Raw genomic sequence first — 16026 nt, forward strand, 5'->3', positions numbered from 1 at the left:
ATGAAACCTAAATGGGGACTTTGGGGAGGAGTAGGAGTTTTACTCCTTCTTCTTTCTATTGTGCTGAGTCTTTCGCTGGGCTCGGCCCATCTGCCGGTGAGTCAGATCGCTTCGATTCTGGGGAGCAAGCTGCCTTGGATCGGAGACAAAATCACGCCGGACTGGCCCGTTTCCTCGGAGCAGATTATTATGAAGGTAAGGCTGCCGCGCGTGATGCTGGCCATCCTGGTGGGAGCCTCCCTTTCGGTAGCGGGAGCCGCTTTTCAAGGCGTCCTGCGCAATCCGCTTGCGGACCCGTATACACTTGGAGTCAGCAGCGGAACGAGCGTAGGCGCGGCGTTCGTTATCTACTTCGGTTTGCAGACGACGTTTTTCGGTGCGTGGACGATACCGGTCGTCGGTTTTGTGACAGGAGCGGTTTCGCTCTGGATCGTACTGCGCCTGGCCCAGACCGACGGCAAAATCCGTATGGAGACGCTGCTGCTTTCCGGTGTCGTGATGCAGGCGTTTCTCGGTTCGGTGGTTTCTTTTCTCGTGTCGATGTCCAAGCAGGTCGTTAACGAAATCGTTTTTTGGCTGATGGGAAGCCTGGCCATGAAAGGCTGGTCGTACACTACCGTTCTCCTGCCGTATTTCATCGTAACTTTTGTTGTGCTGTACAGCTATGCGCGGACACTTAACCTGCTGGCGCTCGGGGAACGGCAGGCCGCCCATCTCGGCATTCATGTCGAACGGACGAAGCTGATCGTCCTGATTACCGCCACACTGGTGACGGCTGCGGCCGTTTCCGTATCCGGTGTAATCGGATTTGTCGGACTGATTGTGCCTCATCTGATCCGTTTGATTGCCGGTCCGGATTACCGGCTGATCGTACCGCTGTCCGCGGTTGGCGGAGCCATTTACGTCCTGTGGGCCGACACGCTGGCCCGGACGCTTCTGAGCCCGACGGAGATTCCTCTCGGCGTCATCACCGCGTTTCTGGGCGCGCCGTTCTTCGCTTATCTGCTGCGCAAACAGAGGAAATGGGGGAGAAGCTGATGGAACCGATTATCGAAGTGCAGGGGGCGGGAAAAAGTTTCGGCGGAACCCGCGTGCTCCAAGATATCCGTTTCGAAGTGAGGCCCGGCGAATTTTTCGGCATCATCGGGCCCAACGGGAGCGGGAAATCGACTCTGCTAAGACTTGTCTCCGGCGTTGATCCGCTTACGGAGGGCCGTATTCTGCTGCAGGGGAAGGAAGTCGCGGGCTATTCCCGCAAGGAGCTTGCACGCTGGCTTGCCGTGCTTCAGCAGGATGCATTGCCTCCGCTCGGTTTCACCGTCCGCGAGGTGGTCGAAATGGGCCGGTTCCCTTTCCAGAACTGGCTCGGGGAAGACCGGGAGGACGCCGCCGCTCTCGTCGACCGGATTATGCGGCGACTCGATTTGGAGGCGCTGGCCGACCGGACGGTGGAGAACTTGAGCGGCGGCCAGAAACAGCGTGTGGCGCTGGCCAAGGTGATGGCCCAGGAGCCCCGTCTTCTGCTGCTCGATGAGCCTACGACTTATTTGGATATCGGCTACCAGATGCAGTTGATGGATTACGTGCGGCAGTGGCAGCGTGAAGAGGGACTGACGGTAGTCGCCGTTCTTCACGATTTAAACCTGGCCGCCCTTTACTGCGAACGGCTTCTTGTCGTTCATGAGGGAGAAGGCGTATCGATCGGCACGCCCGAGGAGATTATGAGAAGCGAGCTGATCCGGGACGTCTACGGGACGGAACCGATCGTTCTGGAGCATCCGGAGCACGGCATTCCTCAAATCCTGCTGCGCCGGGGGGATTAACCCGCGTGAGTTCTGTGCGCCCACACGGCGCTTTACATATCGGCCGGCATAGGGACGGTCAATAAGGCATGCGGACCCTGCATGAATCTTACTATACAAATTATCAGCAGCAGGTTGTAGCAGATTGGAGCAGATCGTAGCAGATCGTAGCAGCTTGTAGTAGGTTGTAGCAAGTTGGAGCAAGTCGCAACGAGATACCGAGGAGGAACTAACATGAACGAACTTCAGGATGTAACCGGCGCCATACGCCCGCTCCGTCAAGAAGCGATGGATGCGGCGTCCGTCCGTCTCGATAATCTGACCAAACCGCCGGGCAGCCTCGGCAAGCTGGAGGATATGGCACGCCAGCTTGCGGGAATTACCGGAGAGGTTACGCCCGACACGAGCCGCAAGGCAATCGTCGTCATGGCCGCCGATCACGGCGTCTGCGAAGAAGGCGTCAGCGCGTTTCCGCAGGAAGTGACCCGCCAGATGGTGATGAACTTCCTGCAGGGCGGCGCGGCCGTCAATGTGCTGGCCCGGCATGCCGGAGCGGAAGTCGTATGCGTCGATATCGGCGTCAACGCCGAGCTGGAGCATCCGTATCTTCTCTCCCGCAAAGTCCGGAAAGGCACGGCCAATATGGCCCGTGAGGCCGCCATGTCCCGGGAAGAGGCTCTGCAGGCCATCCGCGCCGGAGTCGAGGTCGCTGACATGCTGGCCGGTCAAGGCGTGCGGGTTCTGGCGACCGGAGAGATGGGAATCGGCAACACGACGGCCAGTTCCGCCCTGCTGAGCGTGCTCGGAGGCATCGACATCCGGGACGCGGTAGGACGCGGAACCGGCATCGATGATGCACGCTGGCTGCACAAGCAGGAAGTCGTCCGCAAGGCCATCGAGATCAACAAGCCGGATGCGGACGATGCGCTTGATGTCCTCGCCAAGATCGGGGGCCTCGAAATCGCGGGCCTGACCGGTGTCATCCTCGGTGCGGCGAAGAACGCCTGTCCGGTCGTGATCGACGGGTTCATCTCCTCGGCCGCCGCGCTGGTTGCTTCCCGGCTGGCTCCGGAGTCCCAGCCGTATATGATCGCCTCGCACCAGTCGCACGAGCAGGGGCACGCACGGATGCTGGAAGCGGTAGGGCTCAGCCCCATGCTGCATATGGATATGAGACTGGGAGAAGGGACCGGGGCTGCGCTGTGTTTCACGCTCATGGATGCGGCGGGCAAGATCATGCGCGAGATGGCTTCTTTCGAAAGCGCCGGAGTGTCGCGGGCCTGATGAATCCGACGCATGAACATACACCGGGATCGGGAGCCGTTCTCGTTACCGGCGGCGCCAGGAGCGGCAAAAGCTCGTTTGCCGAGCAGCTGTCTTCACGGCTTGCCGCACACGGCACTTATCTCGCTACGGCCCGGATCTGGGACGAGGAGATGCGTCAGCGGATCGCTCTTCACCGCACGCAGCGCGAGCAGTCCGGCTTCCCCTGGATTACGGCGGAAGAGCCGATGGAGCTTTCCGCGGTGCTGAAGACGTGCAGCGGCAGCAGGGGGCCTGGCGTCGTCCTGGTGGACTGCCTGACGCTGTGGCTTTCCAATCGCCTTCTGCAGGTAGAGTCTTCGCCGGACGCGGCGGAACAGGTGAATGCCGCCGTGGATGAGCTTGTCCGGACGGTTGAAGCTTATGAGGGACCGCTCGTTCTCGTCACGAACGAAGTGGGCAGCGGCATTGTGCCCGAATATCCTCTCGGGCGTCTGTACCGGGATCTGGCCGGCCGGATGAATCAGCGGCTGGCACAAGTTTGCGGACAAGTGTTTCTGGTGACTGCCGGGATACCGGTCGAGCTGAAAAGCCGGGCTTACCGGTTTGAATAGAGGGAACTCATGATTTTTTATTCGCTGAAGGAAATTTTGTGGATGATGCTGGCGGCCATTGCGGTCGACTTGGTGATCGGCGATCCGAAGTGGCCGACGCATCCGGTAATCCGCATCGGGAGTCTGATCAGCTTTTTGGAAAGGAAGCTGAGAAGAGAGTCCGAGTCGCGTGAGAAAGCGGCCGGAGATGCGGAAAACACGAGCGAGGCCGCAGCGGGGGCGGACGGCGGCATGACTGACGCCGGCGCGAAGGACAAGGCAGGCGGACAAGCCGCCGTACTGTCTCCGCGCTCCTTAAAGCTGCGGGGGGTTGGGCTGGCGGCGGCCGTCATGTTGGCCGCATTTGCCGCCATGCTTGCCGTAACGGCCGCAGCCGCGGCGATTCACCCGTGGCTGGGATACGCGGTGACGACGTGGTTCATTTCGACGACGATAGCCGTCAAAGGCTTAAAAGACGCTGCGCGGCTGGTGGCGGTGCCTCTCGCCGCCGGAGATATGGCCGCCGCTCGCAAATATACCGGCTATATCGTCGGCCGTGACACGAAACACCTCGACGAAGGCGAACTGACGCGCGCCGTCGTGGAAACAGTCGCCGAGAACACCGTCGACGGAGTCGTTTCGCCGCTGTTCTACGCTCTCATCGGCGGAGCGCCTCTGGCGATGCTGTACCGGGCGGCGAATACGCTGGATTCTATGGTCGGCTACAAGAACGACCGGTACATACATTTCGGCTGGGCCTCCGCACGGTGGGACGACGTGATGAACTGGATTCCGGCCAGACTGACCGGAATCCTGCTGATTCTGGCCGCGGCCGTACAGCCGCGGATGAGCGCTCCCCGGGCGGCCCGCTCGATAGGCCGCTTTGCCCGGCTCCATCCGAGTCCCAACAGCGGGATTCCGGAGTCGGCCGTCGCGGGGGCGCTAGGCATCGAGCTCGGCGGGCGCAATACATACGGAACCGTGGTCAGCGAACGCGCACGCATGGGCTGGCCGCTGAGACCGCGGAGCCGCGGTGACATCGACGGAACAGTCCGGCTGCTGTACGGTGCGGCGGGCTGGCTGGCAGGAGGGATATTATGCGCAATCTGGCTGCTGAATTAAAGCTGTGGCTGCTCGGGCTGGTCACGGCGATCCAGTTTCTTACCCGGCTGCCGCTTCCGGTACGGATCGAATGGACACCGGCCGTTCTGCGGCGCAGCCTTGCTTTTTACCCGGTGGTCGGGCTGATCTTGGGATTAATTCTTGCCGGTTCCGGATGGATGCTGGAGAAGGCGCTCCCCCCTATGCCGGCGGCGGCGCTTCTGCTGTGCCTGTGGATCGGGCTGACGGGAGCGCTGCATCTGGACGGACTGATGGATACGGCGGACGGTCTGCTCAGCCACCGCTCCCGGGAGCGGATGCTGGAAATTATGAAGGATAGCCGAGTCGGAGCCATGGGTGTTATTGTATGTGCCGCGGTCGTGCTTCTCAAGTGGAGCGTGATGGTGCCGCTTCTGACAGGCGGCGTTCTTTCCGGGAGCTGGGTTCTGGTGCTTGTTCCGGTGTGGAGCCGGACTTTTATGGCCGCGGCCGTGGCTTTATGGCCGTATGCGCGGAGCGGCGGCGGTTTGGGCGGTTTTTTTGAAGGGGAAAAAAAGCCCTTCGCCCTTCTGGGGACGGGTATCGCTTTTCTTCTGAGCGCGGTAGCGGGCGCTTATTTCCGTGCTTCGGGCGGGGAACTTCCTCTTAAGCCTTCTTTGCATGCTCTCGAAGGGGCGGGGCCTTTATTGTGGGGGTTTATGCTGCTCGCGGTCACCTTCGCGCTGGGTGGCATACTGGCGGCCTGGATGGCCAAAAAGCTCGGCGGACTGACGGGGGACACCTACGGTGCTTTAAATGAACTGCTGGAGGTACTGCTGCTTCTTGCCGTCGCATTCGTATTGAATTCAGCTTAAAATACGCGGAATGATTGTTTGAAAAAGCCCTGCTGCCCCCGAAAGGCCGCAAGGAGCGGACGGCAGAGCAAGGACTTGCAGCGTGAATTTATCAAAAGGCGGGACGGAATCGTTGATCGGACTCCCGGCCTTTTTGCATATAAACGGACAGGAATTGATAAAAAAAAAGGGGGATCACTATGCTGGAGCGATACGGACACGGCGGGGATGTATGGACGGCGGAGGAGAAGTACGGGCGCGGCCGGGAACAGTTTCTCGATTTCAGCTCGAATATGAATCCGTTCGGCCCGCCTGCGGCGGTAGAGGAAGTGCTGCGCTCAAGCTGGAAACAGATCGTGCGCTATCCCGACCCGGCCGTCAGGGAGCTTAGAGGAAAAATTGCGGCCAAATACGGAGTTCCCGCGGAATCCGTGCTGGTGGGCAACGGAGCCGCCGAATTGATCGATCTTGCCGTGCGCGTTCTTCGGCCGGAAGTGACGGCGCTTGCGCGTCCTTCTTTCAGCGAATACGAGGATGCGGTGCTTAAAACGGGAGGCCGCATCCACAATATTCCACTGCGTGCGGAGCATGGCTTCCGGCTGCAAAAGGCGGATGCCGAAGAAGCGCTTAAGCGGTCGGATCTGCTTTTTCTAGGGCAGCCGAACAATCCGACGGGGAGGCTTATTCCCCGGGAACTGCTGAACGACTTGGCCGGCAGCGGACATCCGCTCATTCTGGATGAGGCATTTCTGGATTTCATACCCGACGAAAAAAACGTGACGCTTTTGCGGCTTGCGGCCGAATCCAGGCATGTCGCCGTTATCCGGTCCATGACGAAGTTTTACGCAATCCCGGGAGCACGGCTCGGCTTTATTGTCGCTCATCCGGATGTGATCAGCCGTATGTCCCGCCTGCAAGTGCCGTGGAGCGTGAATTATTTCGCCCAGCTTATCGGATGCGCCGTCCTGGACGACGAAGCTTTTCATGTGAAGACCGTCTCCTGGCTGCAGGAAGAAAGTCCGTGGCTTAGGGCCGGACTTGAGGGCCTTGGGCTTGAGGTGACGCCGAACGACACGAATTATATGCTGTGCGCCCTTCCGGAGAGCGGTTCCATAAACGTCCGCGTTCTTCAGGAAGAGATGGGCAGGCGCGGGGTTCTCATCCGGGACGCTTCACTTTTCGAAGGGCTAACCACGCGGTATTTCCGTACGGCGGTCAAGCTGCGGGGCGATAACGAGCGTCTGCTTGGAGCCTTGTCCGAAGTATTGAAGGCGGCCCGGTCGGGTGAAATCTCACAGGAAGGGGGCAGCCGATGAACAGGCGGAATTCTACATCTGTAAAAGGCCCCGGCGGTACGGCTCCGGCTCGCCGCAGCGAGAATCCGCCGGCGCACGGACTGGAAAATACGGCCGGGATGCCGGCCAGAACCCTTATGGTACAGGGGACGGCTTCAGATGTCGGCAAAAGCATTTTAACGGCTGCTTTGTGCCGTATTTTCGTGCAGGACGGCCTCCGCGTGGCGCCTTTCAAGTCGCAGAACATGTCGCTGAACTCCTATGTGACGCCGGACGGCAAAGAAATCGGGCGGGCCCAGGGAGTACAAGCCGATGCATGCCGTATACCGGCCACGACGGATATGAATCCGATTTTGCTGAAGCCGTCCCAGGATATGCGCTCCCAGGTGGTGGTGCACGGCAAGCCTTATCAAGACATGGACGCGCGAGCCTACCGCGAATCGTATCTGCCTCTGGCTGAGAAGGTCGTAAGGGACGCGCTGGCACGGCTCCGAGGGACGGTTGACCTCGTTGTGCTCGAAGGAGCGGGCAGCCCGGCGGAAATCAACCTGAAAGACCGGGATATCGTAAATATGCGGATGGCCAAGTGGGCCGAAGCTCCCGTGATCCTTGTGGCGGATATCGACCGGGGCGGGGTGTTCGCGTCCATCGTCGGCACGCTGGAGCTGCTGGAGCCGGAGGAGCGGGACCGGGTAAAGGGATTTGTCATCAACAAATTCCGTGGCGACGTCAGTCTGCTGAAGCCGGGGCTGGACTGGTTGGAAGAGAGGACGGGAAAGCCCGTTCTCGGCGTGGTTCCTTATTATCCGAAGCTGGGGATTGAAGACGAGGACTCCGCTTCACTGGATTCCAAAAGAAGGCTGGCCCCGGCTCCGGCGGGCCGGCAGGAGGAGCAGCGGCCGGATGTGCTGGATATCGCGGTCGTCCGGCTGCCCCGGATTTCCAACTTCACGGATATCGATCCGCTGCACGAAGAGCCGGACGTGTCCGTGCGTTATGTCGGCAGCGCCGGCGAATGGGGGAATCCGGATATCGTCGTTGTGCCGGGAAGCAAAAATACGATGAGCGATCTTCTTTTTCTGCGGGAAAGCGGTCTGGCGGATCAAATCGTCCGCCATGCGGCCAGCGGAGGCCGGGTTGCCGGGATATGCGGAGGATACCAGATGCTGGGTGCCGCACTTTCGGACCCGCTCGGAACGGAATCCGATTTCAAGGGAGACCGGGAGGGGCTGGGCCTTCTGCCGGTGGCGACTGAATTTACGCCGGAGAAAAAGACGGTCCGTGCCGAAGGAAGCTGCGGACTCTTTCGTCAAAAGCCTGACCTGCCTGTAGACGGCTACGAAATTCATATGGGCGTAACGAGGATGACGGACGAGTCGTCGGAGCGGCCTTTTCGCCTGCGTGCTTCCCTGACGGGTTCCGGGGATGAAGGCGGTTCGGCGGACGGCTTGCATCCCGAGGGAGCTTCGGCTTTCGAAGGACGGGTCTGGGGAACGTATCTTCACGGCATTCTGCATAACGACGACTTCCGCAGATGCTGGCTGAACGAGGCCCGCCAATGCAAGGGGTGGGATGCCCTTCCCGCCGAACTTCGCTTCCGGGAAAAACGGGAAGAAGCGTTCGACCGGCTCGCGGATCACGTCCGCAGTCATATCGACATGGATCTTTTGTACGAGATCGCGGGTTTAACTCGTGAATAAAAGCGTCCGGTCGGGTTTCGGGAAAAGCGATGATGATCTCACGGGATCCATTTGCACTGCCTGTCCGGTAAAGCTATGATAAGAAAAAGAGCCTTTCGGAGCTATGAAGCGGACGGGCGGGGTTGATTTTTTTTAACCGGCATAAATTAAGGAATAAATTTGGCGTGAGCGGAGGAATACAGGTGAAAATTTATACGAGAACTGGAGACGCCGGCAAAACGGGTGTCATCGGCGGACGTGTCGATAAAGACGACGAACGGGTGGAAGCCTATGGAACAGTGGACGAGCTGAACTGTTATCTGGGGCAGGCCATGAGCTTCATGGACCCCGAGAAGTTTGCCGATCTGCTGGAAGATTTGCTTACGGTCCAGCATGAGCTGTTTGACTGCGGATCGGATTTAGCTCTGCTTAAAACGGAATTGCGGCCTTTTAAAGTGACGGCTGAAATGGTCGACAATCTGGAGACGTGGATCGATAAATACGATGCCGAGACGCCCGATATTACACGGTTCATTCTGCCGGGGGGCAGCCGGAGCTCAGCTGCGCTTCACATCTGCCGGACCGTATGCCGCCGTGCCGAAAGGCGCGTCGTGACGCTGGCCCGCACCCAGGAAATCAATGTGGAGGTACGCCGTTACCTCAACCGCCTGTCGGATCTTTTCTTCACGATTGCCCGTACGGCCAACTTCAGGGAAGGTCAGACGGACGTGGAATACGTCCGCAGCGCCGAGGTGTTCCGACGGAAAAAATGATGAATTATTACAGTCCTCTAACGTATGTGGTCCCTCCCGACGAGGAGGGCTTTTATCTGAAAACGATTTTGCAAAACCGGATGGGCCTCTCGCGTAAACTGCTTTCCAGACTCAAACTGACGGAACAGGGGATCACCGTCAACGGCAACCGTGAATACATCAGCATCAAAGTGAAGAGCGGGGATGTGGTCGAAATCCGGATGCAGGAGGAAGAGTCGGAGGATATTTTGCCTCAGGATCTTCCCCTTGAAATTTTGTTCGAAGACGAGCATCTGCTCATTGTGAATAAACAATCCGGAATGATCGTGCATCCGACGCACGGGCATTATTTGAACACGGTGGCCAACGCCGCCGTGCATCACTGGAAGGAGCGTGGAGAGAACGTCCGTTTCCGGCCGGTTCACCGGCTCGATCAGGAAACCTCGGGCGTGCTTGCGATTGCCAAAAATCCGTATGTACACCAGCAGATTTCGGAGCAGATGATCGCTCACAGCATAACGAAGGAGTATCTGGCTATCGTATATGGCACGGTAGCGGAGGAACGGGGTACGATCGACGCTCCGATCGACCGCGACCCGGAACAGCCGCACGTTCGCATCGTGACGCCGTCCGGTTACCGGGCCGTCACTCACTACGAGGTGGTGCGCCGTTATGACGGCATCACTCTGGTGCGGCTGATGCTGGAAACCGGGCGGACGCATCAAATCCGCGTCCATATGAAGCACCTCGGCCACCCGCTCCTCGGTGACAAGATGTACGGCCCCGAGGCGGATGCCCAGGGGCGTACGGGAGACGGCAGTGTGTCGGGAGAGGCCGCGACCGCTGAAGCGGAAGGCACGCGCGTTGCCGCCGAGGACGCGGGAGCGGGACGTGCAGTCGGTGAAGCCGCGCACGATGACGCCGGAGCGGAGTGTGCAGCCGGTAAAGCTGCGCACGAGAACGCCCGGGCAGAGCGTGCAGCCGGTGAAGCCATGCACGAGAACGCCCGGGCAGTTTTCGCCGGAACGCCGGCGCAGTCCGCCCCGGAGCTCGCCCGGCAGGCGCTGCACGCGTACCGGCTCGGCTTTATCCACCCGGGCACGCGGGAGCGGGTGGAGTTCACCGCGCCGCTGCCGGCGGACATGCAGGCGGTTCTCGACGCCTGCGAGTAGCCTATCCGCGGCAAGCCGTCTCTGCGGCCTGCTGTGATCTCATGCCACAGTCCGCTGGTACCCTGCCGCTGGCCGGCGCATGGGCTATACTTCCGGCAAGCGGCAGGCAGAAGCAGGCACTCCGCAGCTTGTCCGCGCGCGCTTTGCCCGCTCTTTAACCGCAAGCTCCCGCCGGGCACGGCGGACTTGTGGAACTTTTCCGGCCGCCCTGCGTATAAAAGCATGCGGCAAGCCAGGCCGAGATTTTTAAAACCAGCCTCCCCGCCGCCTCGGCAGGAGGTTTTTTCGAATACGTGAATCGCAGACAGACCGGGGTTCGACCGGCCGTCACGCAGAGCCTCAACGATCGCCGGGGATTTGTAGGCGTTGGAAAGCAATCAGATCAACCACCAAATGTCCCATGAAAGGAAGTCTCATCTTATGTCCGTAACGATTTATGAATACAGCAAATGCAGCACATGCCGCAATGCTCTGAAATGGCTGCGCGCCAAAGGGCTCGATCCGGTAACCGTTCCGATTGTGGAAAAGCCTCCGACCGCAGAAGAAATCCGCGTTCTTGTCCGCAACAGCGGCCTTGAGCTCAAAAAGTTTTTTAATACGAGTGGTGAGGTGTACAAAGAGCTCGGTCTCAAGGACAAGCTGGGAAGTATGACGGAGGACGAACAGCTGGCCCTGCTCGCATCCAACGGCAAATTGCTCAAAAGGCCGATCGTAACGGACGGCAGCAAGGTTACCGTGGGTTTTAAGGAAGCCGACTTTGAGAAGGCATGGGGGTAACGGAGGCATCCCGAGGGGGTCGTCCGTTTCCCGAAAGGGGTGAAGGAATTGCCGGAAAATCAATCGTCCAAATCCACTAAAAAAAATCCGCTCTGGGTTTTTGGTGCCATAGGCGCTTTTCTTCTAAAATTCGGAAAGTTCGGAAAATTCGGAGCGACGATCATTTCAATCGCCATTACGATCGCCAGTTATGCGATTATTGCTCCGCTGCCGTTCGCTATCGGTCTGGTAGCGATGATTTTTATCCATGAAATCGGTCATGTCCTCGCGGCCAAGAAAAAAGGGCTTCCGGTCACGGCACCTCTATTCATTCCGTTTCTGGGTGCGCTGATCAGCATGAAACGAAATCCGAGGGATGCCGTAACGGAAGCGTATATCGCTTACGGCGGGCCGCTGCTCGGAACGATCGGGGCTACGGCCACTTATGCCCTGGGTGTGTACGCCGACTCCAACCTGCTCATTTCAATCGCGTATACCGGATTTTTTCTGAACCTGATCAACCTTCTTCCGATCCATCCGCTGGACGGAGGACGTATCTCGACCGCCGTGACCCGCTGGCTGTGGCTGGTCGGTCTGATCGGCGGACTGGCTGTTATCATTTATTTGCGAAGCTTCCTGTTCCTTTTCATCTGGGCTTTATTCGCCTGGGATTTATACAAAAAATTCGTCAAATTCCGCGACAAGCCTCAGCTTATGCATTTTCAGCCGCGTTTTGACATGACGGCCCACCATTTGCTGGCGCACGGGTATATGATTCCGGGAGAAGATCACCGCCGCGATCTTGCTTTTACGACCTACTCCGAGCTGAGCGGGGATGAGGCAGGCGTGCAGATGATCCACACCTCCTGGGACGCGATCGAATTCGAAACAAAATTCGCCCTGCCCCGGCAGGCAGTGGTTCACCGTGTCCAGGTGGTAAAAATCGAACGGGTTACGCGCGAAGACGGCCTGCATCTGGTTCTGCACTTCGACGTCGAATTGGAGCCGTTCGAAAACAACGCTTATTACGAGGTTCCCACGGCTTCACGCTGGAAGTTCGGAGCGGCTTACTTCGCCCTCGCCGTCTACCTGCTGGCTATGATGAACTGGGTGCACAGGGTGCTGCCCGCGGCCGCTTATTAAACAAGACGATTCAAGGGGGAAACGAAGCGGATGAAAACATACGGCTCGACAAGATTGGACAGTCTGGGATCGGCTATTTTCGCCGAGGTTGCCCAGTGGAGAAGGGAGGCGGAAGAGCGCGGCGTCGATGTCATCGACCTAGGAATCGGCAGTCCCGACCTTCCGCCTTCTCCGCGTGTCATCGAGGCCCTGGCGGAAGCCGTGAAGAATCCGCAGGCCTACGGCTATCCGGGCTCGGAAGGAACGCCCGAATTCCGCAGGGCGGCCGCGGCCTGGATGCACCGGCGGTTCGGGGTCACGCTTGACCCGCAGCGCGAGGTGCTGGCCTTGATGGGCTCGCAGGACGGACTGGCCCATCTGGCCATGGCCCTGTGCAATCCCGGGGATACGGCGCTCGTGCCCGATCCCGGCTATCCCATTTATGCCGCCAGTCTCGTTCTGGCCGGCGTTGAACCCGTTCGGATGCCCCTGAGGGAATCGAACGGGTTTCTTCCGCAGCTGGAGGACATCCCGCCGGAAACGGCGGAGAAAGCCTCCTTCCTGCTGCTGAGCTATCCCGGCAATCCGATTCCCGAGGCGGCGGACCGGGCTTTTTACGAAAAAGCGCTTGCCTTCGCCGAGCGTTACGATCTTCTGATCGTACACGATCTGGCTTATTCGGAGCTGGCCTTCGACGGTTACAAACCGATGAGTATTCTGGAACTGGAAGGCGCGGAGAAGAGGGCGGTGGAATTTCATTCCCTGTCCAAAAGCTTCAACATGGCAGGCTGCCGGATCGCCTTTATGGCCGGTAATGCCGAAGCGGTCGACGCTTTGCGCCGGTTGAAGGCCAACATCGACTACGGCGTCTTCCTGCCAGTCCAGCAGGCAGCTGTTGTGGCTCTGGAGGAGGAAACGTCGTTTCCGGCTTCCATTTCGGCGGTGTATGAACGAAGACGGGATGTGCTCGTGGACGGTCTTCACCGGATCGGCTGGCAGGTACCCCGGCCTAAAGCGACGATGTTTGTCTGGGCCAAAATCCCGCAAGGGTGGACTTCCCGACATATTTCTCGGGAAATATTAGAGCGCGCGGGGGTAGCGATGATCCCCGGGGACGCCTTCGGGGCAGAGGGAGAGGGCTATGTGCGGATAGCGCTTGTCCAGCCGGAAGAACGCCTTCGGGAAGCCGTGTCTAGAATCGGCGAAATATGGCGATCAATTAGCGAAAGATAGAAAACTACATAAAATTTCCAAACAACCCGTTTTAAAGAAGGAAAAAATGCCAAGAATGAGTAAAGTAATAGAGATTCTTCTATGAAACAGGGTTGAAAGGAGTTAATTATGGATTCTATCTTTTCGCTGTCCGAGCTGCTGTCCCAACAGAAGCCTTCTTCCCTTGTGGAAATTCCGGGTGTGCTCGGCCAAACTTTTGGACAAGCGACGCTATCGACAACTTTGCCTATTAGCAAGCTCTTTTCTATTTACGAGGTGGATCTGGAAGTTCAGCGTGCTATCATTCCGCGCAATCTCAGCAAGCTGATGGATTATGTTTCGCTTTATCTCGATAATCATCAGCCGATTTATTTCCCGGGTGTTATTTTCTCGGCTAGAGGGGCCGGCAGCTACGACTCCGAGCAGCACGTATTCCAGCTGCAGCCGATTGAGAAATTGTATGTCGTCGACGGGCAGCACAGGCTGGCGGCCTTCCAGCGTTTGATGGAAACGCTTCAAAGCCAGATGGCGCGCGCCAAAGACCGCAGGGAATACGACCGGATGGAAGAAATCACGGAAAAACTGAGCCGCCTGTACGCATTCCCGGTCTCGACGATGATCTATCTCGACATAGACGCGCGTCAGGAACGCCAGTTGTTCTCGGATATTAACAAGCTTCCGCGCAAAATCGGCGGAAATCTGGCAGTTCTCCGGGATCAGCGCCGTTTCTATCACGTAACCGCCTCGCAGCTTGTAGAGAAAGCGCCGGTGATGCAGCACATTCCGGTCGATATGTTTTCCGAACGCGGAAAAGCGCCGGAATTTCTGTTCACGTATCATCTTCTGATCGAAATTCTGGTTGCCTTGTTTGAAGGACGCATGAAGTCCGGCGCCCGCAACAACGGCTATCACTATGAAGAAGAAGAAGTGGCGGATCACTTGTCGCTCAGCTCCTTCTACTTTCAACAGCTGCTCAAATATTTGCCGGAGCCGGTTAAGGGCGAGCCCGCCTGGTCGGAGAACATACAAATCGCGCTTGCGCTCTTCTTCCACGAGGAAGCGACCAAAAGCGCGAAGTTCAACCGCTATGCGCTGGAATATGCGACGAAAATCCTGCCTCATATCGACTGGAACGCGATTTTCAGCGGAGACGAGAAAGACCGGCTTCCGCGCCGTTCGCGGATAATGAAGGCTTATCAATATATCCGCTCATTCTATCAGGAGCAGCACCTGTTCCTGATCAGCGATAAGGAGGATGTCGGCTGATGGACGGATTATGCCTGCGAATGACGATTCACCCGTTCTGCGAGCGTTTCGGTCTCGCGACTGTGGCCCTTAAGGTTCAGGATCTTCTCAACTACACGATGATCGATGCGATCGTGCAGCGTAAGCTGAGCAAGATGCAGCGCCGCAAAATCTCGAATTATCTCCAGGAGCGCGAGCTGGATCAGGTTTTCTTCGGCCCGGTGACGCTGTCGCTGCGCGATGTGAGCCAGCTTACCCGCACGAGCGAGGAGCTGTATCTGAGGCACGGTTCCAAGCTCAGCATTATCGACGGGCAGCACCGGATTCTGGCGCTGGGGTTTGTCAATGAACAGATGCAGAAGGAAGTGAAGCGCACCGAGCGGAAGCTGGCTTCCCTGCGAGTGCGCCACCGCAAAGAAACGGAGAATGGGGAGCTGGCCGACGAAATCGCTCAGGTAAGCGGTCTGCTGGAGCAGATGGAGGCCCGGCGGCTGGGGCTGATGGAAAGCGAACTGGCGGTACAAATCTACATCGGGCTTAACGAGGTCGAGGAGCAGCAGCTTTTCGGGGATATCAACTCGAAGGTGCAGCTCGTGAGCAAGGAGCTCGGGCATTCGTTCGACTCCGTCGATCCGCTCAATCTCGTGATCCAGCAGGTGGTCGATCACAACATGCTGCTCAAGGAAGCCGGCGTGGAGAAGCGCAGCAATTTGACGGCCTTCAACCGGAATTTCACGTGCTTGTCGTGGATGTATTCGACGGCGGTCATGCTCTTTTCGGGCAAAATGCAGTCGTCCTACGAGCTGCAGCGCAAAATCCGCAAGGAAACGGCCACGTATGTGGAGATTTTGCACCAGTTCTATAACACGATTTTGCCGATGATGCCGGAGCAGCCCGGGCTTGTCCAGGTAACCTCCGCCAACCGGGTTATGCAGGAGAGTATTGCGCTGTATGCCAACCAGTTCCTGTTCCAAAACGGGGCATACAATCCCGAGTGGACGTCATGCCTGCGGATTCTCGAAGGCTTCGACTGGTCGCACGACAATGAGGAGCTGGTGTATATTTTCGGCTCGCTCGATAACGGCAAGTTAAATCTCATTCATGAAAAATCTCTGCGCAAGCACGGCAAGCTCGTAAGCTTTTTCCTGGAAGGCATCGAGCCGGACGGGTTAGAATCGGCTGAGCTGGCTTAAGCGGACAA

15 protein-coding genes are annotated in these 16026 nt (G+C 58.3%); all 15 read left to right on the plus strand.

Translation table 11 applies throughout. The features are described 5' to 3' along the window. The 15 genes from ABC395_RS04570 to ABC395_RS04640 all read left to right on the plus strand — a co-directional run bounded on the left by ABC395_RS04570 (position 1) and on the right by ABC395_RS04640 (position 16018). Positions 1-1038 carry a FecCD family ABC transporter permease gene (locus ABC395_RS04570; protein WP_413001061.1) on the plus strand — a complete coding sequence of 346 codons (1038 nt, stop codon included), beginning with the start codon at positions 1-3 and terminating at the stop codon, positions 1036-1038. Continuing rightward, a complete protein-coding gene (locus tag ABC395_RS04575; RefSeq protein WP_413001062.1) occupies positions 1038-1823 on the plus strand; it encodes a heme ABC transporter ATP-binding protein in 786 nt (261 codons plus the stop codon). The genes ABC395_RS04570 and ABC395_RS04575 overlap by 1 nt, the downstream gene beginning before the upstream one ends. Positions 1824-2036: 213 nt before the next feature. Then, positions 2037-3086, plus strand: a complete 1050-nt coding sequence (gene cobT, locus ABC395_RS04580) for a nicotinate-nucleotide--dimethylbenzimidazole phosphoribosyltransferase (RefSeq protein WP_413001064.1) — start codon at positions 2037-2039, stop codon at positions 3084-3086. Beyond that, a complete protein-coding gene (gene cobU, locus ABC395_RS04585) occupies positions 3086-3679 on the plus strand; it encodes a bifunctional adenosylcobinamide kinase/adenosylcobinamide-phosphate guanylyltransferase (protein WP_413001065.1) in 594 nt (197 codons plus the stop codon). The genes cobT and cobU overlap by 1 nt, the downstream gene beginning before the upstream one ends. Before the next feature lie 9 nt (positions 3680-3688). Further along, a complete protein-coding gene (gene cbiB, locus ABC395_RS04590; protein ID WP_413001066.1) occupies positions 3689-4780 on the plus strand; it encodes an adenosylcobinamide-phosphate synthase CbiB in 1092 nt (363 codons plus the stop codon). Then, positions 4756-5613 (plus strand): adenosylcobinamide-GDP ribazoletransferase, encoded by an 858-nt coding sequence (cobS, locus tag ABC395_RS04595; RefSeq protein WP_413001068.1) that lies wholly within the window; start codon positions 4756-4758, stop codon positions 5611-5613. The genes cbiB and cobS overlap by 25 nt, the downstream gene beginning before the upstream one ends. A 179-nt stretch (positions 5614-5792) precedes the next feature. Beyond that, the gene (gene cobD / locus ABC395_RS04600; protein WP_413001069.1) at positions 5793-6908 is read left to right on the plus strand and encodes a threonine-phosphate decarboxylase CobD; all 1116 of its coding nucleotides are present in this window, start codon (positions 5793-5795) and stop codon (positions 6906-6908) included. Next, entirely contained in the window at positions 6905-8587 is a 1683-nt protein-coding gene (locus ABC395_RS04605; RefSeq protein WP_413001071.1) for a cobyric acid synthase, read from the plus strand. The genes cobD and ABC395_RS04605 overlap by 4 nt, the downstream gene beginning before the upstream one ends. Before the next feature lie 182 nt (positions 8588-8769). Continuing rightward, positions 8770-9339, plus strand: coding sequence for a cob(I)yrinic acid a,c-diamide adenosyltransferase (locus ABC395_RS04610; RefSeq protein WP_103994592.1), 570 nt, complete (start codon positions 8770-8772; stop codon positions 9337-9339). After that, complete coding sequence (locus tag ABC395_RS04615; RefSeq protein WP_413001074.1) at positions 9336-10490, plus strand: RluA family pseudouridine synthase; 1155 nt, start codon at positions 9336-9338, stop codon at positions 10488-10490. Before ABC395_RS04610 ends, ABC395_RS04615 begins: the two co-directional genes overlap by 4 nt. A 420-nt stretch (positions 10491-10910) precedes the next feature. Further along, complete coding sequence (locus tag ABC395_RS04620; RefSeq protein ID WP_413001076.1) at positions 10911-11267, plus strand: arsenate reductase family protein; 357 nt, start codon at positions 10911-10913, stop codon at positions 11265-11267. A 48-nt stretch (positions 11268-11315) separates the two neighbouring features. After that, on the plus strand, positions 11316-12389 hold the full coding sequence (locus ABC395_RS04625) for a site-2 protease family protein (RefSeq protein WP_413001078.1): 1074 nt from the start codon (positions 11316-11318) through the stop codon (positions 12387-12389). A 30-nt stretch (positions 12390-12419) separates the two neighbouring features. Further along, entirely contained in the window at positions 12420-13601 is a 1182-nt protein-coding gene (locus ABC395_RS04630; RefSeq protein ID WP_413001080.1) for an aminotransferase class I/II-fold pyridoxal phosphate-dependent enzyme, read from the plus strand. A 108-nt stretch (positions 13602-13709) separates the two neighbouring features. Then, positions 13710-14846 (plus strand): DNA sulfur modification protein DndB, encoded by a 1137-nt coding sequence (locus ABC395_RS04635; RefSeq protein ID WP_413001081.1) that lies wholly within the window; start codon positions 13710-13712, stop codon positions 14844-14846. Further along, the gene (locus tag ABC395_RS04640; protein ID WP_413001083.1) at positions 14846-16018 is read left to right on the plus strand and encodes a DNA sulfur modification protein DndB; all 1173 of its coding nucleotides are present in this window, start codon (positions 14846-14848) and stop codon (positions 16016-16018) included. The genes ABC395_RS04635 and ABC395_RS04640 overlap by 1 nt, the downstream gene beginning before the upstream one ends. The last annotated feature ends 8 nt before the right edge of the window (positions 16019-16026 follow it).

The organism is Paenibacillus canaveralius (assembly GCF_047238265.1).
Lineage (GTDB): Bacteria > Bacillota > Bacilli > Paenibacillales > NBRC-103111 > Paenibacillus_F.

Excerpts from the sequence above, each read along its gene's own strand:
- cobT (WP_413001064.1), top strand. The coding sequence starts at position 2,037 with ATGAACGAACTTCAGGATGTAACCGGCGCCATACGCCCGCTCCGTCAA.
- ABC395_RS04615 (WP_413001074.1), top strand. The coding sequence starts at position 9,336 with ATGATGAATTATTACAGTCCTCTAACGTATGTGGTCCCTCCCGACGAG.
- cobS (WP_413001068.1), top strand. The coding sequence starts at position 4,756 with ATGCGCAATCTGGCTGCTGAATTAAAGCTGTGGCTGCTCGGGCTGGTC.
- ABC395_RS04575 (WP_413001062.1), top strand. The coding sequence starts at position 1,038 with ATGGAACCGATTATCGAAGTGCAGGGGGCGGGAAAAAGTTTCGGCGGA.
- ABC395_RS04635 (WP_413001081.1), top strand. The coding sequence starts at position 13,710 with ATGGATTCTATCTTTTCGCTGTCCGAGCTGCTGTCCCAACAGAAGCCT.
- cobD (WP_413001069.1), top strand. The coding sequence starts at position 5,793 with ATGCTGGAGCGATACGGACACGGCGGGGATGTATGGACGGCGGAGGAG.
- ABC395_RS04640 (WP_413001083.1), top strand. The coding sequence starts at position 14,846 with ATGGACGGATTATGCCTGCGAATGACGATTCACCCGTTCTGCGAGCGT.
- ABC395_RS04605 (WP_413001071.1), top strand. The coding sequence starts at position 6,905 with ATGAACAGGCGGAATTCTACATCTGTAAAAGGCCCCGGCGGTACGGCT.
- ABC395_RS04620 (WP_413001076.1), top strand. The coding sequence starts at position 10,911 with ATGTCCGTAACGATTTATGAATACAGCAAATGCAGCACATGCCGCAAT.
- cbiB (WP_413001066.1), top strand. The coding sequence starts at position 3,689 with ATGATTTTTTATTCGCTGAAGGAAATTTTGTGGATGATGCTGGCGGCC.
- cobU (WP_413001065.1), top strand. The coding sequence starts at position 3,086 with ATGAATCCGACGCATGAACATACACCGGGATCGGGAGCCGTTCTCGTT.
- ABC395_RS04630 (WP_413001080.1), top strand. The coding sequence starts at position 12,420 with ATGAAAACATACGGCTCGACAAGATTGGACAGTCTGGGATCGGCTATT.
- ABC395_RS04570 (WP_413001061.1), top strand. The coding sequence starts at position 1 with ATGAAACCTAAATGGGGACTTTGGGGAGGAGTAGGAGTTTTACTCCTT.